This is a genomic window from Brachymonas moutaii (nom. illeg.) (assembly GCF_049977365.1).
Classification (GTDB): domain Bacteria; phylum Pseudomonadota; class Gammaproteobacteria; order Burkholderiales; family Burkholderiaceae_C; genus Brachymonas.
Genome location: NZ_JBNGEN010000004.1, coordinates 1 through 23,695 on the forward strand (window position 1 = coordinate 1; position 23,695 = coordinate 23,695).

The following is a 23,695-nucleotide window of genomic DNA, read 5'->3' on the forward strand; positions in this document are numbered from 1 at the left end:
TTGTGCTTTTGCGGTTCGGTGTTCCGCACCTTCTGCCGGGGTGTTCGAACAGTTCAGGGGGCAATGCATCTGCAAAAAGTGATGAATCCAATGGGCTTTTTGTGTATGCTCACAGGATTGCAACCAATGCACTTCGGTGCCTGTCCTCCGTGAGCGATCCAACCCCTTCCCCTGCAGCGGGAAGTGAAGACAAGCGAAGCCTGATGCAGAAAATAGTCGAGTTTCTGCATCCAGGGCCAGATTCTCGAGAAGAACTTTACAACACCCTTTCCCAGGCCGAACAAAATCAGGTGATTGCGCCAGACAGCCGTGCAATGCTGGAGGGTGTGATCCGCATTTCACAGATGACGGTGACCGATGTGATGGTCCCGTCCAAGCGCATGGATCTGCTCGATATCGACAGCGAGTACGATGCGCTTCTTGCTTCTGTGATTGAGACAGGGCACTCCCGCTTTCCTGTATACGACGGCGAAAAGGCCAACATCGTGGGTGTGCTGATGGCCAAGGATTTGCTCAAGCTGCAGCGTGCGCCGGAGCTCAACATCAGAGCATTGCTGCGCCCCCCTGTGTTTGTGCCGGAGAGCAAGGCACTCAATGATCTGCTGCGGGAGTTCCGTGCCAAGAGAAATCATCTGGCCATCGTGATTGATGAATTTGGTCGGGTAGCGGGTTTGATCACGATTGAGGATGTCCTGGAAGAAATCGTCGGAGAAATCGAGGATGAGTTTGACGATGACGATGACGACGAGGGGGATATCTACAACCTCGTGGATGGCAGCTATCGCATCAGCGGCGACACTCCGATCGAACGCTTGGATGAGTATTTCGATGTGAAGCTGGCTCCGGAGGATACAGAGGATGAGAACGCCTTCGACACGATAGGTGGGCTTGTCGCACATGAACTCGGGCATGTGCCTCGTAGAGGGGAAGTGATCACGTTGCAGGGATTGAACTTCATGGCACTGCATACACAGGCAGGTGCGGTGCGCTGGTTCAAGGTGACTCCTGCAGTGAAGACAGAATGAGTGGCGCGGGATTTGCTGTGGCCGATCATACAGAGTGTGAGGTTGGGCACGGCACAGGGGGTGCCTGGCGTCAGGGAATCACAGGGGGATGCTTGGCATGTCTGGGGATTCTGCAGGCATGGAGCGTGGCATTGCCATGGAGTGGGCAGAACAGCTGGTGGCTGCAGGTGCTGTCTTTGGCGGGTCTGTTCGTGCTGTTGACGCCATCGGATGCGCAGGTGGATGACCAGAGACGCGCATGGCGTGGGTTTGCCATGGGATGGTGGTTTGGCTGCTGCTGGCTCCTGGGCAGTTTCTGGTGGCTCTATGTCTCGATGCATGCCTACGGAGGATTGCCTTCGTGGCTGGCGGGTCTGGCCGTGGCGCTGCTGGCGTCCGCAGTAGCTGTGTTCTACGGGCTAGCAGCGGCACTGTACCGGGGATGGGCATCGGCATGGGGGGCAGCGGGGCGCATCATGGGCTTTGCGGCATTCTGGACGCTTGCTGAACTCTGCCGAGCGGAGTGGTTTACCGGTTTTCCATGGGGGGCTTCGGGATACGCCCACCTGACGGGACCTCTCAAGGGCATGGTGCCATGGATTGGTGTCTATGGGGTGGGTTGGGCTGCCGCCTTGTGGGCTGCAGGGATAGGCTGCACTGTGCGATGGGGCTTGTTGCGGCACACCACCTTGCGACGGAGCGGAGTGCGAAAGCGTGAGGGCGCGGTGGTGCATATGCTGCTTGCCTGGATGTTGGTGCCCCTTTTTGGGGGGGTGGCGGGCCTGGCGTGGAGAGGTGGGACGGAGGTAGTGGGGAGGCCGCTGCGGGTGACTCTGTTGCAGGGGAATGTGTCGCAGGATCAGAAGTTCCAGCAGGCTTCCGGGATTCTGCTGTCTCTGCAGTGGTATGGACAACAGCTGGATCTGGCGAAGGGCGATCTGGTGGTGACACCGGAAACTGCCTTGCCCCTGCTGCCTCAATATCTGCCGCAGGCCTATTGGCAGGCATTGAACAAGCGCTTTGCGACAGGACAGCAGGCTGCACTGATCGGGATGCCGGTTGCTGTGCAGGGGCAGGGCTATGCCAATGCGGTATTGGGCATGGCTCCGGGAGGGGCGGTCTCGAAGGGATCGGGACAGGCATTGCCTCTGGAACTGCCTCCTGTGCCAGATCAGGTGTATGGCTATGCCAAGCATCATCTGGTGCCTTTTGGGGAGTTCGTGCCCTGGGGGTTCAGGTGGTTCGTGGACATGATGCACATCCCGCTGGGGGATTTCCGTCGAGGTGCTCTGCCGCAGCCAGGCTTGGCGTGGCATGGGGAACGTATCCAGCCGAACGTGTGCTATGAGGATCTCTTTGGCGAAGAGTTGGCTGCAGCCTTCGTGGATGGGGCGCAGGCGCCCACGCTGCTGGTGAATCTCAGCAATATTGCTTGGTTCGGGGACACGATCGCCATTGATCAGCACCGCAACATCAGCCGCATGCGTGCTCTTGAGCTGGATCGGCCGATGGTGCGTGCCACGAATACGGGAGCCACGGCGATCATTGCCCCGGACGGCACGGTGATCCAGGGGCTGCCAAGACTGACCCGCGGTGTGCTGGAGGGAGAGGTGCGCGGGCGTACAGGGATTACGCCCTATGCCTGGTGGGTTTCCCGCTGGGGACTGATGCCGCTGTGGGTGTTGGCCATTCTGGTCTGTCTGGCATGCGTGTGGCAGACCAGATGTTTCTCGGTGCGAGTGCCTTCCGGGAAGTCGCTTGAGGATCGGCGCCGCTAAAATCGATCCATGATGCTCCATGGGTGGAGCGATTCAGAAAAGATTCATGCTGACTTTCCAACAAATCATTCTCAAGCTGCAGCAATACTGGGATGCCCAGGGCTGCGCGTTGCTGCAACCCTATGACATGGAGGTGGGCGCAGGGACCAGCCATACGGCCACGTTCCTGCGCGCCATTGGCCCTGAGCCGTGGAAGGCTGCCTATGTGCAGCCCAGCCGTCGGCCCAAGGATGGGCGCTATGGCGAGAATCCGAATCGGCTGCAGCACTACTATCAGTTTCAGGTGGTGCTGAAACCGGCGCCGTCCAACATTCTGGAGCTGTATCTGGGAAGCCTGGAGGCCCTGGGATTCGATTTGAAGAAAAACGATATCCGGTTCGTGGAGGACGACTGGGAGAATCCTACGCTCGGGGCCTGGGGCTTGGGATGGGAGGTCTGGCTCAATGGCATGGAGGTGACGCAGTTCACGTACTTCCAGCAGGTGGGAGGGATCGACTGTCATCCGGCCACGGGCGAGATCACCTATGGACTGGAACGTCTGGCAATGTATCTGCAGGGGGTCGACAACGTCTACAAGCTGCAGTGGACCGAGGGGCTGACCTACGGCGATGTCTACCACCAGAACGAAGTGGAGCAGAGTACCTACAACTTCGAGTACAGCGACGTGGACTTTCTGTTTCAGGCGTTTGCTGCCCACGAGAAGGAGGCCCAGTTCCTCATGGACAAGCAGCTGGCGCTTCCCGCCTACGAGCAGGTGCTCAAGGCGGCCCATACGTTCAATTTGCTGGATGCACGCGGGGCGATCAGTGTGACCGAGCGTGCTGCCTATATCGGGCGGATTCGCAATCTGGCACGGAGTGTGGCGCAGAGCTACTACGAAAGCCGTGAACGGTTGGGATTCCCCATGGCGCCACGCGAGTGGATTGCAGCGATGGAACAGAAACAGGACAAGAAGGCCGCTTGAGGAAAAACATCAACATGACTACAGAAAACCTTCTCGTCGAACTTTTCGTGGAAGAGCTGCCGCCCAAGGCACTCCAAAAACTGGGAGACGCTTTTGCGGCAGGACTGACAGCGTCTTTGCAGGTGCAGGGGTTGACGGCACCGGATTCGGTGACGACCGCCTATGCCAGTCCGCGTCGTCTCGCTGCCCACATCACCCATGTGGCGGCCAAGGCCGAGGATCGGGCCGTGCAGCACAAGCTGATGCCCGTGAGCGTGGGGCTCAATGCCGAGGGGCAGGCGACTCCCGCACTGCTCAAGAAGCTGGCCGCGCTGGGGGCAGATGCGAACGTGGTGCCGCATCTGATCCGGCGTGTGGATGGAAAGGCCGAGGCTCTGTTCCTGGATGCGGTGCGCGATGGCGTGGCGCTGGATGAGGGCTTGCAGAAGGCGCTCGATGAGGCGCTTGGCAAGTTGCCCATTCCCAAGGTCATGACCTATCAGCTCGAATCGGAATGCGCGCTTCCCGGATGGAGCAGCGTGCAGTTCGTGCGACCGGCCCATGGGCTGGTGGCTCTGCATGGAAGTGCGGTGGTGCCGGTGTCTGTGCTGGGGCTGCATGCGGGGCGCACTACGCATGGACATCGCTTCGAGGCGCGGGGGGACCCGGTGGTGATCGAGGATGCCGACAGCTATGCGCGGACTCTGCGTGAGCAGGGGGCCGTGATTGCGGGCTTCGAGGAGCGGCGCGCCGACATCGCCAGCCAGCTGGAGCTGGCAGCTGCCCGCGTTGGCGGAGGATGCAGCCCGATCAGTGACGGCGCCTTGCTCGACGAGGTGACTGCCCTGGTGGAGCGGCCCAAGGTGCTGGTGTGCGAATTCGAGAAGGAATATCTCCAGGTGCCGCAGGAGTGTCTGATTCTCACGATGAAGGCGAACCAGAAGTATTTTCCCCTGCTGGATGCGCAGGGCAAGCTGACGAATCGTTTTCTGGTGGTCAGCAACATCAGCCCGGATGATCCGTCCGCGGTGATCGGTGGAAACGAGCGGGTGGTGCGTCCCCGCCTGGCCGATGCCAAGTTCTTCTTCGATCAGGATCGCAAGAAGAAGCTGGAGGAGCGCATTCCCGGATTGGCGAAGGTGGTGTACCACAACAAGCTGGGCACTCAGGCCGAACGCAGCGAACGCGTGCGAGAGATTGCGCATGCAGTGGTGGAGCAGCTGCGACTGGCACAGTACCCCTATGGGGTCGAGGCCAAGGACGAGTTCGATGTGCTCGACAGCAAGGCGCAGCAGGCCGCACGCCTGGCCAAGACCGATCTGCTGACCGATATGGTGGGCGAGTTCCCGGAGCTGCAGGGCATCATGGGCAACTACTACGCGCGGCATGAGGGCTTGCGCGACGGCGTGGCCATTGCCATCGAAGACCATTACAAGCCCCGCTTCGCTGGGGATGCCCTGCCGCGCAACCATACCGGTTCCGTGCTGGCCCTGGCCGACAAGCTGGAAACCCTGGTGGGCATGTTCGGCATCGGCAATGTGCCGACAGGCGAGAAGGATCCCTTTGCCCTGAGGCGCCATGCGCTGGGAGTCGTGCGGATTCTCATCGAGAAGCAGATGCCTGTGGATCTCGGTGCGCTGGTGGCATCGGCAGCGGCCAGCTTCGGTGCCCTGTTGCCTGATGCGCCAGCCAGCAATCGGCAGCTGCTGCACTTCATCGATGAGCGGCTTGCGGGCTACCTGCGGGAACAGGGATTTGCGGCACGCGAGGTCGAGGCTGTGCTGTCGGTGCACCCGATGTGGCGTGAAATTCCGGCACGGCTCGAAGCGGTTCGGGCCTTTGTGGCGCTGCCCGAGGCAGGCGCTCTGGCTGCTGCCAACAAGCGCATCGGCAACATCCTGAAGAAGGCAGGCAATGCCGAGCAGCTGGCCGATGCCCATGTCAGCACCGCCCTGCTGCGCGAGCAGGCTGAAAAGGATCTGCAGGCTGCCATGCAGCAGGTGCTGCCTGAAGCCGATGCGCAGTTCGAGGCGGGGAGCTACACGGCCTCGCTGCAGACGCTGGCTGCGCTGCGGGGACCTGTGGATGCCTTTTTCGATGACGTGATGGTCAACGCCGAGGAGGACGATCTGCGGCTCAACCGGCAGGCTCTGCTCCATGTGTTGCATCAGGCCATGAATCGCGTGGCAGAACTGGCGCAGCTGGCCGTCTAGGTCGGCTGCCTGTCGTCCGTTCTGCCCTCCTTCGGCCCTTCTTTGTTCCCTGGAGTGTGGCCATGGCCCGTCCCCACAAGACCAATTTCAAGCTCGTGGTCATCGATCGCGATGGCACGCTCTGCGAATACCGCGAGGGTTACATCAAGTCGCCCGAGGAGTGGGTGCCGGTGCCAGGTGCCCTGGAGGCGGTGGCACTGCTCAACCGCGCAGGCTGGCATGTGGTGATGGCCACGAACCAGCCGGCCATTGGTCGCGGTGTGATGGACATGGCTTCGCTCAATGCCATCAATGCCGTCATGCATCGGCAATTGGCTGCAGCGGGGGCGCGGGTCGATGCGATCTTCTTCTGTCCCCATTTGCCGGAGGAGGGATGCCATTGCCACAAGCCCGCTCCCGGACTGCTCGAAGAAATCGGCCACTGCTATGGAGTGGAACTGTCCGCAGTGCATGCCGTGGGGGATGCACTGCGGGATGTGCAGGCGGCGGTGGCGGCCGGATGTGTGCCTCACCTGGTCTGTACCGGGGAAGGTGCACGCTGGCTGGATCAGCCGTTGGATGCAGAGTTTCCTCCGCATGTGCAGGTGCATCGGGATCTGATGGATTTTGCGCGCCATCTGCTTGCACAGGAGGAGCGGCAGAAAGAAGAGTCTGCACGCCGCCGCAGGGAAGAGGCAGAAGAACGCGCCAGCGATGGGGATCTCTCGATGGGGTCTGCACCGCAGGCAGGCCCGTCGCCTCATTCCGGGCATGGAACTGCATCGTGAGCTTTCCGGTGAACGGGATACGCTGCCGCGCGTGCGTCATGAGGCGGAAGCGGACACGGCAGGGTCTGCAGGGCCTGTGACGCACGGATGGCATGATGGAGCGTTCTGTCTTTCAGCATCCGCAGGCCACGCATAGGGTGGTGCTGGACGGCGAGGCTGTGGCATACCTGCTGCGGCGTTCGGCGCGGCGGTCCATCGGCATGCGGATTTCAGAGGAGGGGCTGCAGGTCACGGTCCCTTCGCGGCTCGCCCTTTCGGATGTCGAGGCAGGGCTGCAATCCAGGGCACGCTGGATACTGAAGCACCTCCATGAGGTGCAGACACGTTCTGCGGAGATGCCGAAGCAGATGCAGTGGGAGGATGGCAGCCTCTTGCCTTACCTGGGACGCGAGATGGTGCTGCGAGTGCATGCTGCCGCTTCACCGGCCTGGGAAGGTGTTCTTCCTGTGGTGCAAGGGTGTGTCCCGGGTCGCAACCGCAGGGCCCGGCATGCGGTGCAGCACGTGCCGGCGGAGAGACTGGAGCGGGCGGGAGGTCATTGGCGTGACGAGCTGCATCTCCAGTGGGATGGAGAGCTCATGTCCACAACGGGACAGATCCAGCATCTTGTCATGCAGTGGTACCAGGAGCGGGCACTGGAATGGTTTGCTGCACGCATGGATCATTTTGCGCCGCGTGTCGGGGTGGAGTATCGGGCGCTTCGGCTGAGCAATGCGCGCACCCGCTGGGGCAGTGCCAGTGTGCGGGGCGTGATCCATCTGCACTGGCGGCTGATGGAGTGCGAGCCGGCACTCATCGACTATGTGGTGGTGCATGAACTCTGCCACTTGCACGAGATGAACCACAGTCCGCGCTTCTGGGCTCTCGTGGAGTCTGTGTTGCCCGATTTTCGCGATCGGCGGCAGCGCCTGAAGCAAAAACGGCTGTCACCCTGGTAGGGGCAACAGCCGACGATTGCGCGGGAATGATCCGCCACTCAGGAAAAGAGAAAGGGGAATTTATTCGTCGTCGTCCTTCAGGGCCAGCTGCTGTGCCTTCTGGTCGCCGCGGGTGGCTCGGTACAGCACGACCTTGTAGACCCCATGTCCATGCACGCCGAGACGCTCGGCTGCCGCACGGCTCAGATCAATGACGCGCCCCTTGACATAGGGACCCCGGTCGTTGATGCGCACCACGACCGACTTGCCGGTGGTGGGGCTGACCACGCGAACCAGCGTGCCGAATGGCAGGGTCTTGTGTGCAGCGGTCAGTGCATGCATGTCATAGCGCTCGCCATTGGCGGTGCGGCGATTGTGGAACTGGTCGCCGTACCAGGAGGCAGACCCCTGCTGGAAGGAGGAGGCATCGGCATGGGCGATCCGCAGTTCCGTGGGGGTGGACAGCGAGGGAGCAGTGGCTCCGCTGTGTGCCACCTGACGGGCAGTGCGGCGCTTGGCGCGCTGGCTCGACATGCTGTTGGAGAACACTCCGTCCTGTGCATCAGCCGTGGGAGATGCCGTGGAGGAGGATGGGGGGGCGGCATTCATGCCTTGGGACACCGCTGTCTGCTGGGCAGCAGAAGTGGCTTTCGTCCCTGCGTGGGCGGGAGATGAAAACACGGCCAGGCACAGGGCCAGACCCGTTCCCATCTGCGCGCCATACGCTCGAAAGGAGATGAAATGAGGCTTCTTCATGGCTGGTGAGCATAACGCTATCGCCAGAATATGGCAAGTTTTTGACCCCTTGACGACGTTTGGTTATATGGAAAGCCCCGATCGGCCCGGTTGGAGTCGTGTACTGGGTGCGCGGAGCGTGCGTCGGGACAGGTACGGAACCGGGCAGTTCAAGGCGGTGAGGGTGGGCAGAGAGGCGCTATTGCCGTCAGGGGTAGTCGGTCCGCACATACAATTCGGCCATGGTCAAGTGGCCTGATGCAGGAAGGCCACAGAGATTTCTGGCAGTCATCGGTGCTGTGCATCCAGGTGTGCAGAAGGCGGTGGCGAATTCCCCCACGCATTGCGAGAGCAGGCAACCTTGCCATATCAAGGCAAGGCGCTTTTTTCGGATGCTCATGACGGACAACATGGTTTCACGCAACGCCACCTACTCCATCGGCGATCTGGCCCGGGAGTTCGATCTCACGACACGCACCATCCGCTTCTACGAGGATGTAGGGCTGCTGCAGCCCGTGCGGCAGGGGAGGGGGGGACGGGTGCGCGTGTATTCGCCCCGGGACCGGGCGCGTCTCAAGCTGATTCTGCGTGCCAAGCGACTGGGATTCAGTCTGAGCGAAGCCCGTCAGATCATCGAGATGTATGACAGCCCGCGGGATACGGAGGCACAGATGCGGGCCTATCTGGAGGCATTGGCGACCCATCGGCTGCGTCTGGAGATGCAGCTGGCCGAGCTGCAGGCGAATCTGATGGAGGTGGAGTCCCACGAAGAACAGGCACGGCAGGCCTGGCGCCAGATGCAGGCTGGCGCACAGGAGCAGGAGTGACCGTGCGTACTCGTACCCATGCGATTCATGGGAATGGTGCATGGCGGAGTCTGTGCTTCGCGCATGCCATACAACAGCAAGGAAGGAAACTTCAATGACAGACCCACAGCAACAGCCACCCGTGGACAAGCTGGAGCACTTGTTCGAGAACAACCGCCGCTGGGCGGCGCAGGTGGAAAGTCATCGACCGGGCTTTTTCAGCAGCCTGCGGGCGCAGCAGAATCCCAGGTACATGTGGATCGGCTGCTCGGACAGTCGCGTGCCCGCCAACCAGATCACGGGTCTGGACCCGGGAGAAGTGTTCGTGCACCGCAATGTGGCCAATGTGGTGGTGCCTTCCGATCTGAACTGTCTGTCGACCATCCAGTATGCGGTGGACCAGCTCAAGGTCCAGCATCTGCTGGTGGTGGGGCACTATGGCTGTGGCGGAGTGCAGGCGGCGCTGTTCAACCAGCGCGCGGGGCTGGTGGACAACTGGCTGCGCCACGTGCGCGATGTGCTGGACCGCCACCAGCACCGCATGGATCGCGTGCCTGAAGAGCGCAAGCTCGATGCGCTGTGCGAGCTCAATGCCATCGAGCAGGTGGTGCGCGTGTCGCAGACCACGGTGGTGGTCGATGCCTGGTCGCGCGGGCAGGATCTGACCCTGCATGGGTGGGTCTACGGCATCAGCGATGGTCTGGCCCATGACATGGACATGACCGTGCGCAGCACCGAGGAGGTCCGTGCGGCCCGCACGCGCGCCATTGCCCGCTGGGAAAGCCAGTATTGCGAGTAAAGTGCAGGCAGTGCCGTTCCGGCAGCAGCACCCGCCCGGTTCGTGCCGGCGGGGGCGGCCCGGGCGGCACGCAGGGGTCTGTGTTCATGCGGAACCAGACCTGCGGTTCCGCCCACCGACACACCGAGCCACATGATCGTTGACACCACGCTTCCCCAGCGTCTGGATGAGCCGCGCGCACTGGATATCGCGCATGCCATGCTGGACGGGTTCAATCGCCACTATCGGCTGTTTCGCGCCGAGTCCGCGCGGTCCAAGCACCGGTTCGAGACGCAGGACTGGCAGGCCCAGCAGCGGGCCCAGCGCGATCGCATCGAGTTCTACGATCTGCGCGTGCACGAGTGCGAACGCCGACTGGAGCGGGAGTTCGACGCGAGCCATCTGTCGATGGCCGTATGGCAGCAGGTCAAGCTGTTCTACATCGGACTGCTCGCCGATCACCTGCAGCCCGAGCTGGCAGAGACGTTCTTCAATTCGGTGACCACCAACATCCTGCACCGAAACTATTTCCACAACGAATTCATCTTCGTGCGGCCGGCGATCAGCACGGAATACATGGAGATCCGGCCGGACGTGCAGACGTCCTACCGCGCCTATTACCCCAAGCCCGACCATCTCCCGGATGTGGTGCGGACCATCCTCAACGACTACGGGCTGCATGCCCCCTTTGCCGATCTGGAGTCGGATGTGGCACGGGTGGTCGAAGTGTGGAAGCTGCAGATCGGAGGCGGCAAGCTGCGCGCGAACTTTCAGATTCAGGTGCTGTCGAACCTGTTCTACCGCAACAAGGGGGCGTATGTGGTGGGCAAGATCGTCAACAGCTTCAACGAGGCGCCCTTTGCCCTGCCGATTCTCTACAACGAGCGTGGCGAGCTCTACATCGATGCCGTGCTCATCGGCGAAAACGATCTGCTGGCGCTGTTCAGTTTTGCGCGGGCCTATTTTCTGGTGGACATGGAGATTCCTTCGGCCTATGTCCAGTTTCTGCGCACGCTCATGCCGCGCCTGCCCAAGGGGGAAATCTACAACGCCCTGGGGCTGGCCAAGCAGGGCAAGAACCTGTTCTACCGGGATTTTCTGTTTCACCTGCGGCACAGCACGGACCGCTTCCGCATCGCGCCCGGCATCAAGGGCATGGTGATGCTGGTGTTCGACCTGCCGAGCTTTCCGTATGTGTTCAAGATCATCAAGGACTACTACCCGCCCCAGAAGGACACCAGCCGCGAGCAGATCAAGGAAAAGTACAAGCTCGTGCGCTACCACGACCGGGTGGGGCGCATGGCTGACACCATGGAATACCGGGATGTGGCCTTTCCCATGTCGCGCTTCGAGCCGGAGCTCATCGAGGAGATCCAGAAGTACGCGCCCAGCCAGATCGACATCGTGGACCGCAACCACGATGGCCATCTGGAGGTGATCATCAAGCATGCCTACATCGAGCGGCGCATGATTCCGCTCAACATCTATCTGCAGGAGGCGTTCGATGCCGGGCTCGACAATCCCAAGTCCCGCTACCAGATGGAGCATGCCGTCGTCGAATACGGCAATGCGATCAAGGATCTCGTGGCCGCCAACATCTTCCCCGGCGACATGCTGTGGAAGAACTTCGGGGTGACGCGTCACGGAAAGGTCGTGTTCTATGACTACGATGAAATCGAGTACCTGACCGATTGCCATTTCCGGCGCGTGCCGCCGCCGCGTCACGAGGAAGACGAGTTGAGCGGCGAGATCTGGTACAGCGTGGGGCCCAAGGATGTGTTTCCGGAGACCTTCGGTCCGTTTCTGCTCGGCAATCCGGCCGTGCGGGAGGTGTTCATGAAGCACCATGCCGACCTGCTCGACCCCCAGTTCTGGCAGGCGCACCAGGAGCGCATCCGTCGGGGCGAAGTGCTCGACGTGTTTCCCTATGAGCAGGAGAAGCGCTTCATGCGCCATCCGCAGTCCCATCCTCATCCTTCTGCAGTCCCTTCACCAACCAAGGAGAATTGAAATGTCCGAATCCATCGTGATCGTCGCTGCCAAGCGCACCCCCATGGGCGCCTTCCAGAGCGACTTTGCCGGCGTGTCCGCCAACGAGCTGGGCGCCGTGGCCATCAAGGCCGCTGTGGCCCAGGCCGGCATCCAGCCCGAACAGGTCGAGGAAGTGATCTTCGGCAACGTGCTCACCGCTGGTCAGGGTCAGGCCCCTGCCCGCCAGGCCACCATCAAGGCGGGGCTGCCGCAGTCCGTGGGTGCCGTGACCCTCAACAAGGTGTGCGGTTCTGCGCTGAAGTCCATCATGATGGCGGCCGACACCATTGCGGCCGGCAATGCGGACATCATGGTGGCGGGCGGCATGGAAAGCATGACCAACGCGCCCTATCTGCTCAAGAAGGCGCGTGGCGGCTATCGCATCGGGCACGACAAGGTCTTCGACCACATGATGCTCGACGGCCTGGAAGATGCCTACACCGGGCTGGCCATGGGCATGTTTGCCGAAGACTGTGCTGCCAAGTACGGCTTCACCCGTGAAATGCAGGATCAGTTTGCCGTGACCAGCGTGGAACGCGCCAAGGCAGCGATCGCCAGCGGTGCCTTCAAGGAAGAAATCGCTCCTGTCACCGTGGTGGAACGCAAGGGCGAACGTGTGGTCGATACCGATGAAGGCCCCGGCCGCATCAAGACCGAGAAGATCACCACCCTGCGCCCCGCCTTCAAGAAGGACGGTACCGTGACGGCCGCCTCCAGCTCCAGCATCAACGACGGTGCTGCTGCCGTGGTTCTGATGACCGAGGGCAAGGCACGCGACCTGGGCCTGCAGCCGCTGGCACGCATCGTCAGCCATGGCACTTTTGCCCATGAGCCCCAGTGGTTCACCACCGCGCCCATCGGCGCGACCAAGAAGGCACTGGTCAAGGCAGGCTGGAACGTGGAGGACGTGGAACTGTGGGAAATCAACGAGGCCTTTGCTGTGGTTCCCATGGCCATGATGAAGGAACTTTCCATTCCCCATGACAAGGTCAACGTCAATGGCGGCGCCTGTGCGCTGGGGCACCCCATCGGGGCGTCCGGTGCGCGCATTCTGGTCACCCTGCTGCATGCCATGAAGCAGCGCGGCCTCAAGAAGGGGCTGGCTACCCTGTGCATCGGCGGCGGCGAGGGCGTCTCGATGTGCGTCGAGATGCTGTAAGCGTCCACACTCGGACGGTTCGGGTCTTGCAGGCCGGACCGTCCGGGACACATGCCAACTGAAGGGGCTCCGCAAGGAGCCTTTTCTGTGGGGAGGCAAAGACCGTCACAATGGGCGCATGGGTGGTGAGGGCCCCGGGAAGCAGCTGCTCTCCGGCCCTGTGCCGCCGCATCATGCGAAAGGAGACAGCATCATGGGAACCGTGGTCTTGATAGGCGCCTCGAGGGGCATTGGTCTGGAATTGGCTGCGCAGTATGTGCGAGCAGGCGAGCGGGTCATTGCCACGGCGCGCGACGAGGCGGGCCTGGCGCGGCTGGCTGCCGTGGGTGTGGCACAGACCCTGCGGGTCGATGTGTCCGATCCGGCCAGCGTAAGCGGTCTGGCCTGGCAGCTGGGCAGCGTGGCGATCGATCTGGCGCTGTACGTGGCCGGACAGATGAGCCGTGCCGATGCCACCATGCCGCCCACACAGCCGGAATTCGACCGGGTCATGCACGCCAATGTGCTCGGAGCCATGCAGATCATTCCCCAGCTGGCGCCGGGAGTGGAGCAGGGGCGTGCCGGTCAGGGCGGTACCTTTGCCTTCATTTCCAGTGCCATGGGGCGGATGACGGAGACAGGCGGCAGCGATGCCTGGCTGTACCGCGTCAGCAAGGCTGCACTCAATATGGCGGTGGTGTCTGCCCAGCACAGCTACCCCACGGTCTCCATGGTGCTGGTGCATCCGGGATGGGTGCGCACGGACATGGGCGGGGATCGGGCTCCGCTGTCGGTGCAGGACAGCGCCACCGGCATCCGCCAGACCCTGGATGCGCTGACGCCTGCTGCCCATGCACGATTCGTGCGGTACGACGGTACGGAATACCAGGGCTGGTGAGGCATGGCGGCAGGTGCAGAGACGCTGGCCTGACCGGCTGCCTGCCATGGGAGCACGGGTAGACTACCCGGCATGAAGAAACATCCTGCCTCTCCTGTCTGGCCAGATGGCCCCTGCCCGTGCGGCCGAAGCGATGCCGCAACGGGCCGCCCCCTGTCGGGGGCTGCCTGCTGTGGGCGCTACATCGGGCATTTTGCCGACGTACCGGCTCCGGATGCCGAAAGCCTCATGCGCTCGCGCTATACCGCGTTTGTACGGGAGGATGTCGACTACCTCCTGCACACCTGGCATGCCGACACCCGCCCACCCACGCTCACCTGTGAAGCCGGCGTGCGCTGGCTGGGGCTGGAGGTGCGGGACGTGCATGTGGCAGACGCCTGCCATGCGGAGGTCGAATTCGTGGCCCGTTCGCGACTGCAGGGGCGCGCTTCCCGCCTGCACGAGCGCAGCCGGTTCGTGCGCGAGCCCGATGCACAGGGCGTGTGGCGGTGGAGCTATGTGGATGGGGAGCTGTCATGACGATGACGCGACAGGCATGGACCTGCCTGCTGTTCGATTGCGATGGCGTTCTCGTCGACAGCGAGCCGCTCACCATGGGCGTGCTGCGCGACATGCTCGAGGAGCTGGGCTGGACGATGGATCTCGAGGAGTGCATGCGCCTGTTCGTGGGCAAGGCCACCCGTGACGAGGCGGCTCGCATCGAGCGCGAGACGGGGAAACCCTTCACGGTGGAATGGCTGCATCGTTTCTGGGCACGTCGGGATGTGGCCTTGCGCGCCCATCTGCAGCCCATGGCCGGTGCGCCGGAACTGGTGCATGCCGCGCGTGCGGCGCTGGGACGATCCATGGCCTGCGTGTCGGGAGCCGACCGGGACAAGCTCCGGCTCCAGCTGGAAAAGACCGGCATGTGGGCGGCGTTCGAGGGGCGGGTGTTCAGTGGCCATGATTTCCCGCGCAGCAAGCCCCATCCCGACGTGTACTGCGCAGCCATGCGGGCCCTGGCAGTGCAGCCCGAACAGTGCGTGGTCATCGAGGATACGGCCACCGGCGTGCGCGCGGGCGTTGCGGCCGGGGCACAGGTGCTGGGCTATTGCTGCGAAGGCAATCCCGTGGTGACGCCCGAGCTGCTGCGAGCAGCTGGAGCCCATCGGGTGGTGCGCGATCTCGCAGAGGTGACCCGCTGGGTGAAGAGGGGGTTGGGCCCGGAGCTGCCCGGAAGCTGAAGAAGACGTGCCGCCCGCGCCCCGCAGGGCGGCATTGTGTCTGTGTCGTGTGCTTTTGTCAGAAACAGAAAAGCCTGTCTCTTCGAGATGAAGAAACAGGCTTTGCAGGTATTTGGTGGGCCCTGTAGGGATCGAACCTACGACAAACGGATTAAGAGTCCGCTGCTCTACCAACTGAGCTAAGAGCCCTGCGACAGAGATGAATTATGCACGTTTTCAGCCCGGTTTGCCAGGTTTCCGAAAAATTTTTTCGGAAACCTGTGCGCGGGCCCTGCATGCCCGGGGCAGGAAAAGGGGGGAACCGGGCACAATGCCCCTATGAGTGCCATCTTGCCTGGTCTTTCTGCTGCCACAACCGTACCCTCCGGAGTCTCTGCGGACGAGGTGTCTTCTCCATGTCGCAAAAAATGCCGCATCGACGAGGCGACTGGTCGGTGCGAGGGATGTTTGCGCACCCTCGACGAGATCGTGCGGTGGAGGGACATGGACTCCGTCGCGCGGCAGGCCGTGTGGGCAGCGATTCGGCAGCGGGCGGCTGATGGGCCGTTGCGCTGATGGGGCGCTGTGCGGACAGAGTTTTTGGAAGGGGGATTTCATCCATGCCAGTTGTTCATTTCTTTTTTGACGTGGTGTCGCCGTATGCCTATCTGGCATTCCATCTGCTGCCGCAGACGCTGGAGGGGCTGGCGTGCCGAGTGAACTACCGACCTGTGGTGCTGGGAGCGCTGCTCAAGGCGCACGGCACTCCACCGCCGGTGCAGCTCCCGCCCAAGCGGGACTGGATCCGGCGGCACACGCTCTGGCTGGCTGGGCAGCATGGCCTGCCCATGCGGATGCCGGCGGTGCATCCGTTCCGTTCCCTGCCGTGGCTGCGCATGGCCTTGGCGAGCAGTCCGCACGGGCTGCCGAGTCGGTATGTGTGCGAGACCCTTTTTCAGGCCATCTGGGAGGAGGGACGCGATCCCGATGATGCGGACTTCCAGCAGGAGATCTGGCAGGCCATGACGGCCCTGTTGCCCGAGGTGCGCGATCCAGCGGGAGAGGCGGTGAAGGCCGAGCTGTTCGCTCTGGGCGAGGAAGCACTGCGTCTGGGGGTGTTCGGCGTGCCGACCTTTGTGCTCCAGACGGCTTCGGCTGCGACTGGGGAGGGCACCGACGACCATGCGCTGTTCTGGGGTGTGGACAGTCTGCCGATGCTGCGCGATGCGCTGCTGGCCTGTCAGCCGGGAGCCGACGTGCCGGAGGTGGTCGCATGAAGGCCCTGCTGCAGCGCGTGCGTCAGGCCAGCGTGACGGTGGAGGACGAGGAGATAGGCCGGATCGGTCCCGGTCTGCTGGTGCTGCTGTGTGCGGAGCCCCAGGATGACGAGGCGGTGGCCGATCGCCTGTTGGCCAAGGTGCTCAAGCTGCGCATCTTCAGCGATGCCGAAGGTCGTCTCAATCGCGACCTCAGGGACCTTGATGGCGCAGGGACACCGGGCGGTCTGCTGCTGGTGAGCCAGTTCACCCTGGCGGCGGACTGTTCGCGCGGCAATCGCCCGAGCTTCACGGGGGCAGCGCCTGCTGCGCAGGGGCGTGCGCTCTATGACCATGTGGTGCAGCAGGCGCGGTGCCTGCACCCGGACGTGGCCACGGGGCGCTTTGGAGCCGACATGCAGGTGGCGCTCGTCAATGATGGGCCGGTGACCATCTGGCTCGACATGCAGCCCTGAGCGCGGGAGCTGGCGTCACGGGGCCCCCTACAATCTGCGCCATGTCGTCACGCCGTTCCTCTTCTGCATCCGCTGCCCGGCAGGATGCCGCCTGTCCCGCTGTCCACATCTCCGAGGATGGACGCAGCCGCTATCTGCATCTTGGAGGCACACCCTGGATACAGGGCAGCATGCGGCTGGGCAATGCCTGGGCCATCGATCTGGAGTACGTGCAGCGCATGATGGCATGGCTGCTGTTCGTGGAGCCGGACAGCGTGTCTGAGCGGCGTGCCCTGCAGCTGGGGCTGGGGGCGGCCGCCCTGACCAAGTTCGCCTTTCGCAAGCTCGGCATGCGCACAAGCTGCATCGAGCTCAATCCGCAGGTGGTGGCGGCCTGCCGGCAGTGGTTCCGTCTGCCGGCAGACAGCGAGCGGCTGGAGGTGCGGATCGCGGATGCGGGTCTGGCCATTGCGGAGCCCGAGTGGCAGGGCGTGGTCGATGCGCTGCAGGTGGACCTGTACGACCAGGAAGCCGCTGCCCCGGTGCTCGACGATGCGGACTTCTATGCCCGCTGCCGCGACACACTCACTCCCGATGGCTGCATGACCGTGAACCTGTTCGGGCGCGACAGCAGCTTCGTGCGCAGCGTGCAGCGCATGGCCGGGGCCTTCGGGCCAGGTGCCGTGTGGTGCTTCCGTCCTACCCGCGAGGGCAATACGGTGGTGCTGGCCCTGCGCGATGCGGCATCGGCCCCGTCACCGGAGGGGATGCAGGCGCGGGCCGAGGTGATCCGGGCGCGCTGGGGCCTGCCGGCGCACAAATGGATCAAGGTGCTGCGCCGGCTGGAGGACGTGCCGGACGTGGCCTCAATGGCGTGACGACACCACGATGCCTGCCACGATCAGGACAAAGGCCACTGCGTGGAACCAGGCAGGCGATTCGCCGAGGAAAAAGGCCGACAGCAGGGCCGCGAAAACCGGCGTCAGGTTGGTGAAGAAGCTCCCGATGGTGGGGCCTGCCTGCTGCACCCCCATGCCCCAGAAGGCAAACGCCAGAATGGCAGGACCGATGGCCACGTAGGCCAGCCCCGCCCAGAGGGCCGGGCTCCAGACGATGTGCAGATCGGGCTCGACGGCCCATTCGATGCCCGTGAAGAAGAGCGACCACACCACCCCCAGGGCGATCTGTGCGAGCAGAAAGGCCTTCCAGTCCCCGCGGAGTCCGGCGGGTTCGCGGGTGTGCATCAGCATCCAGCTGTAGAACGACCAGCACAGTGTGGCCGCCAGCATGAACAGGTCGCCCACCACAAGGTGCAGGTGCAGCAGGTTGCTCCAGCTTCCCCGCGACAGCACGAGCAGCACGCCGGCCAGCGAGAGGGCAGCGCCCCACAGCTTGGGGCGCGTGATCGGCACATCGTAGAACAGGCGGCCGACGAGCATCATGCCCAGCGGCATGCTGCTGGCCACCAGGGTGACGTTGACCGGGGTGGAGGTCCGCAGTGCCATGTACTGCAGCATGTTGTAGCAGCCGATGCCCAGCAGTCCCAGCAGGGAAAACCGCTTCCAGTGCGCCCACAGCGGGCTGCCGGGACGCAGGACACCGCCGGCAAAGGGCAGCAGGATCAGGCATGCGAGCACCCAGCGCAGCAGGTTCAGGGTGACGGGGGGAATGAGCGGGTTGAGTGCACGGCCCACCACGGCATTGCCGGCCCACAGCAGCGGGGCCACCGTGAGCATGGTGGCCGCCCGCGCCGTGAGGTGGGGCGTGGCCGCAGCCGAGGCAGAGGAGGGGGCGCCCGAGGCGGAGTGTGAGGGTACAGACATTCCCCAGACTGTAACAAAGATCGATGCATGGCCTCTGGCCGGACAGGGCTGGCAGAGTCAGGGCCCCCGTCTCATCGGCCCTGAGGGTGTCGGGGATATCCGTTCCGGGTGGGAGCCAGGCGGTCGGTGCGCGGTACGATCGCCGCATATCGAATACCAGCCCAGGAGCACTCCATGTCGTCCTCATCCATTCGCAGCCGTGTCGTGCAGGTGAACGCGCCCGGGGGGCCGGACGCCATGGAGATCTGCACTGTCGACATTCCGGCGCCCGGGCCCGGTGAGGTTCGGGTGCAGCACCATGCCGTAGGGCTCAATTTCATCGATGTGTACCAGCGTACCGGGCTGTATGCCCTGCCCATGCCCTTGCGGCTGGGTCTGGAGGCTGCCGGGGTCGTGGAGTCGGTGGGGGAGGGCGTGAGCCATCTCCATGCCGGCGACCGCGTGGCCTACGTGGCGCCCAGTCCCGGCAGCTATGCCGATTGGCGCACCCTGCCGGCCATGACCGTCTGCCGCCTGCCGGATGGGATTTCCTTCGAGACGGGCGCAGCCATGATGCTCAAGGGGCTGACGGCCGAATATCTGCTGCGCCGCGTGCGGGGGCAGCTCGACGTGGAGGCAGGGGATCATGTGCTGTTCCATGCCGCTGCCGGCGGCGTGGGGCTCATTGCCTGCCAGTGGGCACGGGCGCTGGGGCTGCAGCTCATCGGCACGGCGGGCAGCGACGAGAAGTGTGCCCTGGCGCAGAGCCTGGGGGCTGCCCACGTCATCAACTACCGCACCGAGAACTTCGTGGAGCGTGTTCGCGAGATCACAGGCGGGCAGAAGGTCAAGCTGGTGCTGGACTCGGTCGGCAAGGACACGTTCGAGGGATCGCTCGATTGCCTGATGCCCTTCGGCCTCATGGTGACCTACGGCAATGCCTCTGGACCGGTGCCTCCGGTGGCACCGCTGGTGCTGGCCCAGAAGGGCTGCCTGTACCTCACGCGGCAGACGCTGTTCACTCACCTGCGCTCGCGGGAAACCGTGCAGGCCATGGTCGATGAACTCTTCGGCATGGTGACCTCGGGCAGGATCCAGATCCATATCGGGCAGCGATTTGCGCTGGAGGACGTGCGCGAGGCCCACCGGAGCCTGGAGGCGCGTCAGACCATGGGCTCCACCATCCTGACCCTGTAGCACGGCGGCGAGGCACGTCGACCGCTGCCGCCCGAGGGTGTGGCGGAGGCCCGACAGCCCTGCGGCCGGCGGGCCTCCGGGGCCGTGGCGCCGCCGCAAGGTTTCTGGCGAACGGTATGATGTAGCGCAAAAGACAGCAGCAGCGTGCCCCGAGCGGAGCCGCGCTGGCTGTGCAGCACACACAAGGCCAGAGACCCAGGCGGAGGACCCATTCCATGCACACCACAACCCATCGCATCGGCATCCAGTGGATTCTGGGGGCGGCAGCCCTGCTGGCTGCGGCCGGTGTGCAGGCCTCCTGCTTCACGGTCTACAACGCCAGGGGGCACATGGTGCAGCGTTCGGCGGAGACGCCGGTGAACATGGCCTACCAGCTGCACCAGACCGTGCCGCGCCGCTTCGGGCGCGGGGCCTCCATGGTGTTCGAGAACTCCACCTCGCGCTGCATCGACTACGAGAACCGCCGCAGCGTGCGGCTCTCGCGCCACGGCGGAGCGCATGCGCGGGACGACACCAACTCCATTCTCGACGACATGGCCAGCGCCTACCGCGGGTCGGCCGGCTACCGCACGGACACCTGGCTGGCGGATGTCAAGCTCAACGGTAGCCGCTGATCATCGCGATCCGGGCTGCGTGCGGGGGCCTGCAGCCACCGCCTGAGGGCGCAGGCAGCAGGGGGCACAGCCCCGCCATCAGACCGTGCGGCTGCGGGCCAGCGGCGGGTTGCGGCTGAAATAGTCCTGGATGCCGCGGTGCAGCGAGTCGGCCATGCGGGCCTGGTAGGAGGGATCGCGCAGCCGGGCCTCTTCCTCGGGATTGCTGACAAAGGCGGTTTCCACCAGCACGCTGGGAATGTCGGGGGCCTTGAGCACGGCAAATCCGGCCTGCTCGACCTTGCCCTTGTGAAGGCGGTTGATCTTGCCGATTTCGCCCAGCATGGAGTTGCCGAGCACCATGCTGTCGCGGATCTGGGCGGTGGTGCTCAGGTCGAGCAGGGCACGCTGCACGAGCGTGTCGCGGCTGCGCACATTGATGCCACCCACCAGATCGGCTTCGTTTTCCTTGTTGGCCATCCAGCGAGCGGCGCTGCTGCTGGCTCCCTTGGAGCTCAGGGCAAAGACACTCGATCCCCGTGCCTGGGGCGTGATGAAGGCATCGGCGTGGATGCTCACGAACAGGTCGGCCTGCACCCTCCGGGCCTTCTGGACCCGCACGTGCAGCGGCACGAAGAAGTCGGCATCCCGCGTCATGAACACCCGCATCGGGTTGCCGCGGACCGTGGTGCCGTCGATGCGCTGGCGCAGCAGGTGGCCGATGCGCAGCACGATGTCCTTTTCGTGGGTGCCCGCCGGGCCGGTGGCGCCCGGGTCCTCCCCTCCATGTCCGGGGTCGATGGCGACGATGATGAGCCGGCTGGTCTTGCGGCCCGTGAGCACGGCAGGGGCTTCGATGGAAGGGGCTGGCTCGGCGGGAGCCGGGGCGCTGTGCCTGCGTGGCGGGGCGTCCAGGGCAGCCAGCTCGGGCAGCTGGTGGGCGGGGCCTGTACGGCCGTTGCGGCGGGCAATGAGTGCGCCGAGGGCATCGGGAGGCGTTCCACGGCGCACTGGCGGGGCTGCCGGACGGGCGGGGGGAGGGGCAGTCGGAGCAGGGGCAGCGGTGTCGCGTTCGGCGATGAACTGCGCCAGCGGATCGACCGGACGGGAGGGAAACAGGTCGAACACCAGCCGGTTGCGATAGGCAGCGACCGGCGGCAGGCTGAAGACCTGGGGCGAGATCGGCTGTTTGAGGTCGATCACGATGCGCACGAGTTCCGGGGTGTACTGTCCTACGCGGATGCGGGCGATGTTCGGGTCGTTGGCCTGCACCTTGGCCACCAGATCGCGCAGGGCAGGGGTGAGCGGCACCCCCGTGAGATCCACGGCCAGCCGGGGCGGATTCTGGATCGCGCGCTGGCTGTACTGCAGGGGCTGGTCCGATTCGAGGGTGATGCGGGTGTAGTCCGGTGCGGGCCAGACCCGTACGGCCACGATGTTGGCTGCGCGCGCAAGGGTATGCACCCCCGCCATCAGGGCGCCCGCGAGTTGCACGAGATGCCGACGCTTGATCATCATGAGAGAGCCTGCAGGAGATGTTCGCCGGTGGGAGTGGCGGCCTCGATGCGCACGTGGCGGACATCGTCGTCCTGCACGGCCACATGCAGCGTCCAGTCGGCCACGGGCAGGAGCGGGCCCGCTTTTTCGGGCCATTCGACCAGTTTGAGCCCGGGGCTGGCAAACAGGTCGCGGAAGCCGGCATCCTCCCACTCGCGGGGATCGTTGAAACGGTAGAAATCGAAGTGCCAGACCGGCGCCAGCGCGGTGTCATACGGCTCCACCACGGCGTAGGTAGGGCTCTTGATGCGGCCATGCACCCCGAGCGCGCGCAGCACGTGGCGCACCAGGGTGGTCTTGCCCGCTCCCAGGTCGCCATCGAGCAGCAGCACCATGTCGAGGGGAGAGGGCAGACTGCACCACTGCGCAACCAGCCGCGCCGCAAAGTCGGCGGTGGCGGATTCGTCTGGCCAGGTGAAGGTTTTTACAATCATGGGCGTGAACTGTCAGTCCTCCGCATTATCTCCCGATCATCTGCTGGCGTGCATCCGCGAGGCAGCCCACTCCCTGGGCTTTGCCCACGTGGGGGTGGCCGATGTCGATCTGGCCAGTGCCGAACCGGGTCTCCTGGCCTGGCTGGCGCAGGGTTTCCATGGGGAAATGGCCTACATGGCCGCCCACGGGCTGCGCCGCGCCCGCCCCGCCGAACTGGTGCCGGGCACGGTGCGGGTGCTGACCGTGCGCATGGACTACCTGCCGGCGGCCACCCCGGCCGACTGGCGTGCGCGGGAGCTGCGGCGCCTGACCGAGCCTGGCGAGGCCGTCATTTCGCTCTATGCCCGAGGCCGGGACTACCACAAGGTCGTCCGTGGCCGGCTGCAGAAGTTGGCCGACACCATCGCAGGCTGGGTGGGGCCCTTCGGGCACCGCGTGTTCACCGATTCCGCCCCTGTGCTGGAGGCCGAGCTGGCCGGGCGCAGCGGACAGGGCTGGCGGGGCAAGCACACCCTGGTGCTGAGCCGCACGGCGGGGTCCACCTTCTTCCTGGGGGAGATCTACATCGACTTTGCCCTGCCGCTCACGGAGCCCGAGCAGGGGCACTGCGGGCACTGCCATGCCTGTCTCGATGCCTGCCCCACCGGGGCCATCACGGCCCCCTATCGGCTCGATGCGCGGCGCTGCATCTCGTACCTCACCATCGAGCATGCGGGCAGCATCCCCGAAGACCTGCGACCGCGCATGGGCAACCGCATCTACGGCTGCGACGACTGCCAGCTCGTGTGCCCCTGGAACAAGTTCGCACGGCGCAACGCACTGCCCGATTTCGACGAACGCCACGGGCTCGGGCATGCCGAGCTGCTGACGTTGTGGCAGTGGAGCGAGGAGGAGTTCCTGCGGCGGACCGAGGGCAGCCCCATCCGGCGCATCGGGCATGCACGCTGGCTGCGCAATCTGGCCGTGGCCCTGGGCAATGCCCTGCGGGTGGCGGCTCCGGCACAGGTGCCCGCAGTGCGCGCCGCCCTGCAGCAGCATCTGGCACATCCCGACCCGATCGTGCGCGAACATGTGCAGTGGGCCCTGCGCCAGCGGGACGCCGATGATCCCGCTGGCGGCAGTGCGCGCGCATAGGCTCCTGTGCACCGCAGCAGACATCTGCCCATACGCCTTGCGCCGGATAATCATGC

The 23,695-nt window shown here is 64.2% G+C and carries 24 protein-coding genes, 1 tRNA gene and 1 pseudogene; 21 read left to right on the plus strand and 5 right to left on the minus strand.

The window, feature by feature from the left end; translation table 11 throughout:
• Positions 1-149: 149 nt before the first annotated feature.
• The 7 genes and pseudogenes from ACP2WS_RS06115 (at position 150) to ACP2WS_RS11405 (ending at position 7,643) form a co-directional block, all read left to right on the plus strand.
• The gene (locus ACP2WS_RS06115; RefSeq protein WP_426460166.1) at positions 150-1,025 is read left to right on the plus strand and encodes an HlyC/CorC family transporter; all 876 of its coding nucleotides are present in this window, start codon (positions 150-152) and stop codon (positions 1,023-1,025) included.
• A gap of 125 nt (positions 1,026-1,150) precedes the next feature.
• A complete protein-coding gene (gene lnt / locus ACP2WS_RS06120; protein WP_426459971.1) occupies positions 1,151-2,782 on the plus strand; it encodes an apolipoprotein N-acyltransferase in 1,632 nt (543 codons plus the stop codon).
• 46 nt (positions 2,783-2,828) lie between these two features.
• Positions 2,829-3,746 carry a glycine--tRNA ligase subunit alpha gene (glyQ, locus tag ACP2WS_RS06125; RefSeq protein ID WP_426459973.1) on the plus strand — a complete coding sequence of 306 codons (918 nt, stop codon included), beginning with the start codon at positions 2,829-2,831 and terminating at the stop codon, positions 3,744-3,746.
• A gap of 14 nt (positions 3,747-3,760) precedes the next feature.
• Positions 3,761-5,938: a glycine--tRNA ligase subunit beta gene (glyS, locus tag ACP2WS_RS06130; protein ID WP_426459974.1), complete on the plus strand. Its 2,178-nt coding sequence runs from the start codon at positions 3,761-3,763 to the stop codon at positions 5,936-5,938.
• Positions 5,939-6,000: 62 nt separating this feature from the next.
• Positions 6,001-6,705, plus strand: a complete 705-nt coding sequence (gmhB, locus tag ACP2WS_RS06135; RefSeq protein WP_374494155.1) for a D-glycero-beta-D-manno-heptose 1,7-bisphosphate 7-phosphatase — start codon at positions 6,001-6,003, stop codon at positions 6,703-6,705.
• A 200-nt stretch (positions 6,706-6,905) separates the two neighbouring features.
• Positions 6,906-7,127, plus strand: a pseudogene (locus ACP2WS_RS11400) (YgjP-like metallopeptidase domain-containing protein); the annotation flags it as partial.
• A gap of 156 nt (positions 7,128-7,283) precedes the next feature.
• Complete coding sequence (locus ACP2WS_RS11405) at positions 7,284-7,643, plus strand: M48 family metallopeptidase (RefSeq protein WP_465248521.1); 360 nt, start codon at positions 7,284-7,286, stop codon at positions 7,641-7,643.
• A 60-nt stretch (positions 7,644-7,703) separates the two neighbouring features.
• Here the strand turns inward: ACP2WS_RS11405 and ACP2WS_RS06145 are convergent, their stop codons facing one another.
• On the minus strand, positions 7,704-8,231 hold the full coding sequence (locus ACP2WS_RS06145) for a septal ring lytic transglycosylase RlpA family protein (protein WP_426459976.1): 528 nt from the start codon (positions 8,229-8,231) through the stop codon (positions 7,704-7,706).
• Between the two features lie 524 nt (positions 8,232-8,755).
• Between ACP2WS_RS06145 and ACP2WS_RS06150 the strand changes: the two genes are divergently transcribed.
• The 7 genes from ACP2WS_RS06150 to ACP2WS_RS06180 all read left to right on the plus strand — a co-directional run bounded on the left by ACP2WS_RS06150 (position 8,756) and on the right by ACP2WS_RS06180 (position 15,231).
• Positions 8,756-9,184 (plus strand): MerR family transcriptional regulator, encoded by a 429-nt coding sequence (locus ACP2WS_RS06150; protein WP_426459978.1) that lies wholly within the window; start codon positions 8,756-8,758, stop codon positions 9,182-9,184.
• A gap of 94 nt (positions 9,185-9,278) precedes the next feature.
• Positions 9,279-9,962 carry a carbonate dehydratase gene (can, locus tag ACP2WS_RS06155; protein WP_426459979.1) on the plus strand — a complete coding sequence of 228 codons (684 nt, stop codon included), beginning with the start codon at positions 9,279-9,281 and terminating at the stop codon, positions 9,960-9,962.
• A 132-nt stretch (positions 9,963-10,094) separates the two neighbouring features.
• Complete coding sequence (aceK, locus tag ACP2WS_RS06160; protein WP_426459981.1) at positions 10,095-11,951, plus strand: bifunctional isocitrate dehydrogenase kinase/phosphatase; 1,857 nt, start codon at positions 10,095-10,097, stop codon at positions 11,949-11,951.
• Position 11,952: 1 nt separating this feature from the next.
• A complete protein-coding gene (locus ACP2WS_RS06165) occupies positions 11,953-13,131 on the plus strand; it encodes a thiolase family protein (protein ID WP_426459982.1) in 1,179 nt (392 codons plus the stop codon).
• A 193-nt stretch (positions 13,132-13,324) separates the two neighbouring features.
• A complete protein-coding gene (locus ACP2WS_RS06170) occupies positions 13,325-14,008 on the plus strand; it encodes an SDR family oxidoreductase (RefSeq protein ID WP_374494165.1) in 684 nt (227 codons plus the stop codon).
• Between the two features lie 72 nt (positions 14,009-14,080).
• Positions 14,081-14,527 (plus strand): YchJ family protein, encoded by a 447-nt coding sequence (locus ACP2WS_RS06175; RefSeq protein ID WP_426459983.1) that lies wholly within the window; start codon positions 14,081-14,083, stop codon positions 14,525-14,527.
• Positions 14,524-15,231: an HAD family hydrolase gene (locus ACP2WS_RS06180; protein ID WP_374494169.1), complete on the plus strand. Its 708-nt coding sequence runs from the start codon at positions 14,524-14,526 to the stop codon at positions 15,229-15,231. The genes ACP2WS_RS06175 and ACP2WS_RS06180 overlap by 4 nt, the downstream gene beginning before the upstream one ends.
• Before the next feature lie 113 nt (positions 15,232-15,344).
• Here the strand turns inward: ACP2WS_RS06180 and ACP2WS_RS06185 are convergent.
• Positions 15,345-15,420: transfer RNA gene (locus ACP2WS_RS06185), tRNA-Lys, on the minus strand.
• Positions 15,421-15,549: 129 nt separating this feature from the next.
• Here ACP2WS_RS06185 and ACP2WS_RS06190 point away from each other — a divergent pair.
• The 4 genes from ACP2WS_RS06190 to ACP2WS_RS06205 are packed head-to-tail and all read left to right on the plus strand — an operon-like array spanning position 15,550 to position 17,799.
• Positions 15,550-15,786, plus strand: a complete 237-nt coding sequence (locus ACP2WS_RS06190; RefSeq protein ID WP_426459984.1) for a DUF1289 domain-containing protein — start codon at positions 15,550-15,552, stop codon at positions 15,784-15,786.
• Positions 15,787-15,830: 44 nt separating this feature from the next.
• Positions 15,831-16,487: a 2-hydroxychromene-2-carboxylate isomerase gene (locus ACP2WS_RS06195; protein WP_374494172.1), complete on the plus strand. Its 657-nt coding sequence runs from the start codon at positions 15,831-15,833 to the stop codon at positions 16,485-16,487.
• Complete coding sequence (gene dtd / locus ACP2WS_RS06200) at positions 16,484-16,942, plus strand: D-aminoacyl-tRNA deacylase (protein ID WP_426459985.1); 459 nt, start codon at positions 16,484-16,486, stop codon at positions 16,940-16,942. Before ACP2WS_RS06195 ends, dtd begins: the two co-directional genes overlap by 4 nt.
• Before the next feature lie 41 nt (positions 16,943-16,983).
• Positions 16,984-17,799 (plus strand): class I SAM-dependent methyltransferase, encoded by an 816-nt coding sequence (locus ACP2WS_RS06205; RefSeq protein ID WP_374494174.1) that lies wholly within the window; start codon positions 16,984-16,986, stop codon positions 17,797-17,799.
• Here the strand turns inward: ACP2WS_RS06205 and ACP2WS_RS06210 are convergent.
• Complete coding sequence (locus ACP2WS_RS06210) at positions 17,788-18,744, minus strand: DMT family transporter (protein ID WP_374494176.1); 957 nt, start codon at positions 18,742-18,744, stop codon at positions 17,788-17,790. The genes ACP2WS_RS06205 and ACP2WS_RS06210 overlap by 12 nt on opposite strands.
• Positions 18,745-18,918: 174 nt before the next feature.
• Here ACP2WS_RS06210 and ACP2WS_RS06215 point away from each other — a divergent pair, with 174 nt between their 5' ends.
• Entirely contained in the window at positions 18,919-19,920 is a 1,002-nt protein-coding gene (locus ACP2WS_RS06215) for a quinone oxidoreductase family protein (protein WP_426459987.1), read from the plus strand.
• Between the two features lie 215 nt (positions 19,921-20,135).
• A complete protein-coding gene (locus ACP2WS_RS06220; protein ID WP_426459988.1) occupies positions 20,136-20,534 on the plus strand; it encodes a hypothetical protein in 399 nt (132 codons plus the stop codon).
• Positions 20,535-20,612: 78 nt separating this feature from the next.
• Here ACP2WS_RS06220 and ACP2WS_RS06225 read toward each other — a convergent pair whose 3' ends face one another.
• Positions 20,613-22,031, minus strand: coding sequence for an N-acetylmuramoyl-L-alanine amidase (locus tag ACP2WS_RS06225; protein WP_374494181.1), 1,419 nt, complete (start codon positions 22,029-22,031; stop codon positions 20,613-20,615).
• On the minus strand, positions 22,028-22,504 hold the full coding sequence (tsaE, locus tag ACP2WS_RS06230) for a tRNA (adenosine(37)-N6)-threonylcarbamoyltransferase complex ATPase subunit type 1 TsaE (protein ID WP_374494182.1): 477 nt from the start codon (positions 22,502-22,504) through the stop codon (positions 22,028-22,030). Before tsaE ends, ACP2WS_RS06225 begins: the two co-directional genes overlap by 4 nt.
• Here tsaE and queG point away from each other — a divergent pair.
• Entirely contained in the window at positions 22,503-23,639 is a 1,137-nt protein-coding gene (gene queG / locus ACP2WS_RS06235; protein WP_426459991.1) for a tRNA epoxyqueuosine(34) reductase QueG, read from the plus strand. The two genes, tsaE and queG, sit on opposite strands and share 2 nt — an antisense overlap.
• The last annotated feature ends 56 nt before the right edge of the window (positions 23,640-23,695 follow it).

What these genes read in the sequence shown, in the direction of transcription:
- gmhB (WP_374494155.1), top strand. Translation starts at nt 6,001, where the DNA reads ATGGCCCGTCCCCACAAGACCAATTTCAAGCTCGTGGTCATCGATCGC.
- ACP2WS_RS06220 (WP_426459988.1), top strand. Translation starts at nt 20,136, where the DNA reads ATGCACACCACAACCCATCGCATCGGCATCCAGTGGATTCTGGGGGCG.
- ACP2WS_RS06150 (WP_426459978.1), top strand. Translation starts at nt 8,756, where the DNA reads ATGACGGACAACATGGTTTCACGCAACGCCACCTACTCCATCGGCGAT.
- ACP2WS_RS06210 (WP_374494176.1), bottom strand. Translation starts at nt 18,744, where the DNA reads ATGTCTGTACCCTCACACTCCGCCTCGGGCGCCCCCTCCTCTGCCTCG.
- dtd (WP_426459985.1), top strand. Translation starts at nt 16,484, where the DNA reads ATGAAGGCCCTGCTGCAGCGCGTGCGTCAGGCCAGCGTGACGGTGGAG.
- ACP2WS_RS06205 (WP_374494174.1), top strand. Translation starts at nt 16,984, where the DNA reads ATGTCGTCACGCCGTTCCTCTTCTGCATCCGCTGCCCGGCAGGATGCC.
- tsaE (WP_374494182.1), bottom strand. Translation starts at nt 22,504, where the DNA reads ATGATTGTAAAAACCTTCACCTGGCCAGACGAATCCGCCACCGCCGAC.
- ACP2WS_RS06215 (WP_426459987.1), top strand. Translation starts at nt 18,919, where the DNA reads ATGTCGTCCTCATCCATTCGCAGCCGTGTCGTGCAGGTGAACGCGCCC.
- queG (WP_426459991.1), top strand. Translation starts at nt 22,503, where the DNA reads ATGGGCGTGAACTGTCAGTCCTCCGCATTATCTCCCGATCATCTGCTG.
- ACP2WS_RS06195 (WP_374494172.1), top strand. Translation starts at nt 15,831, where the DNA reads ATGCCAGTTGTTCATTTCTTTTTTGACGTGGTGTCGCCGTATGCCTAT.
- ACP2WS_RS06175 (WP_426459983.1), top strand. Translation starts at nt 14,081, where the DNA reads ATGAAGAAACATCCTGCCTCTCCTGTCTGGCCAGATGGCCCCTGCCCG.
- ACP2WS_RS06190 (WP_426459984.1), top strand. Translation starts at nt 15,550, where the DNA reads ATGAGTGCCATCTTGCCTGGTCTTTCTGCTGCCACAACCGTACCCTCC.
- ACP2WS_RS06170 (WP_374494165.1), top strand. Translation starts at nt 13,325, where the DNA reads ATGGGAACCGTGGTCTTGATAGGCGCCTCGAGGGGCATTGGTCTGGAA.
- can (WP_426459979.1), top strand. Translation starts at nt 9,279, where the DNA reads ATGACAGACCCACAGCAACAGCCACCCGTGGACAAGCTGGAGCACTTG.
- aceK (WP_426459981.1), top strand. Translation starts at nt 10,095, where the DNA reads ATGATCGTTGACACCACGCTTCCCCAGCGTCTGGATGAGCCGCGCGCA.
- ACP2WS_RS06145 (WP_426459976.1), bottom strand. Translation starts at nt 8,231, where the DNA reads ATGAATGCCGCCCCCCCATCCTCCTCCACGGCATCTCCCACGGCTGAT.
- ACP2WS_RS11405 (WP_465248521.1), top strand. Translation starts at nt 7,284, where the DNA reads ATGTCCACAACGGGACAGATCCAGCATCTTGTCATGCAGTGGTACCAG.
- glyS (WP_426459974.1), top strand. Translation starts at nt 3,761, where the DNA reads ATGACTACAGAAAACCTTCTCGTCGAACTTTTCGTGGAAGAGCTGCCG.
- ACP2WS_RS06225 (WP_374494181.1), bottom strand. Translation starts at nt 22,031, where the DNA reads ATGATGATCAAGCGTCGGCATCTCGTGCAACTCGCGGGCGCCCTGATG.
- ACP2WS_RS06180 (WP_374494169.1), top strand. Translation starts at nt 14,524, where the DNA reads ATGACGATGACGCGACAGGCATGGACCTGCCTGCTGTTCGATTGCGAT.
- glyQ (WP_426459973.1), top strand. Translation starts at nt 2,829, where the DNA reads ATGCTGACTTTCCAACAAATCATTCTCAAGCTGCAGCAATACTGGGAT.
- ACP2WS_RS06165 (WP_426459982.1), top strand. Translation starts at nt 11,953, where the DNA reads ATGTCCGAATCCATCGTGATCGTCGCTGCCAAGCGCACCCCCATGGGC.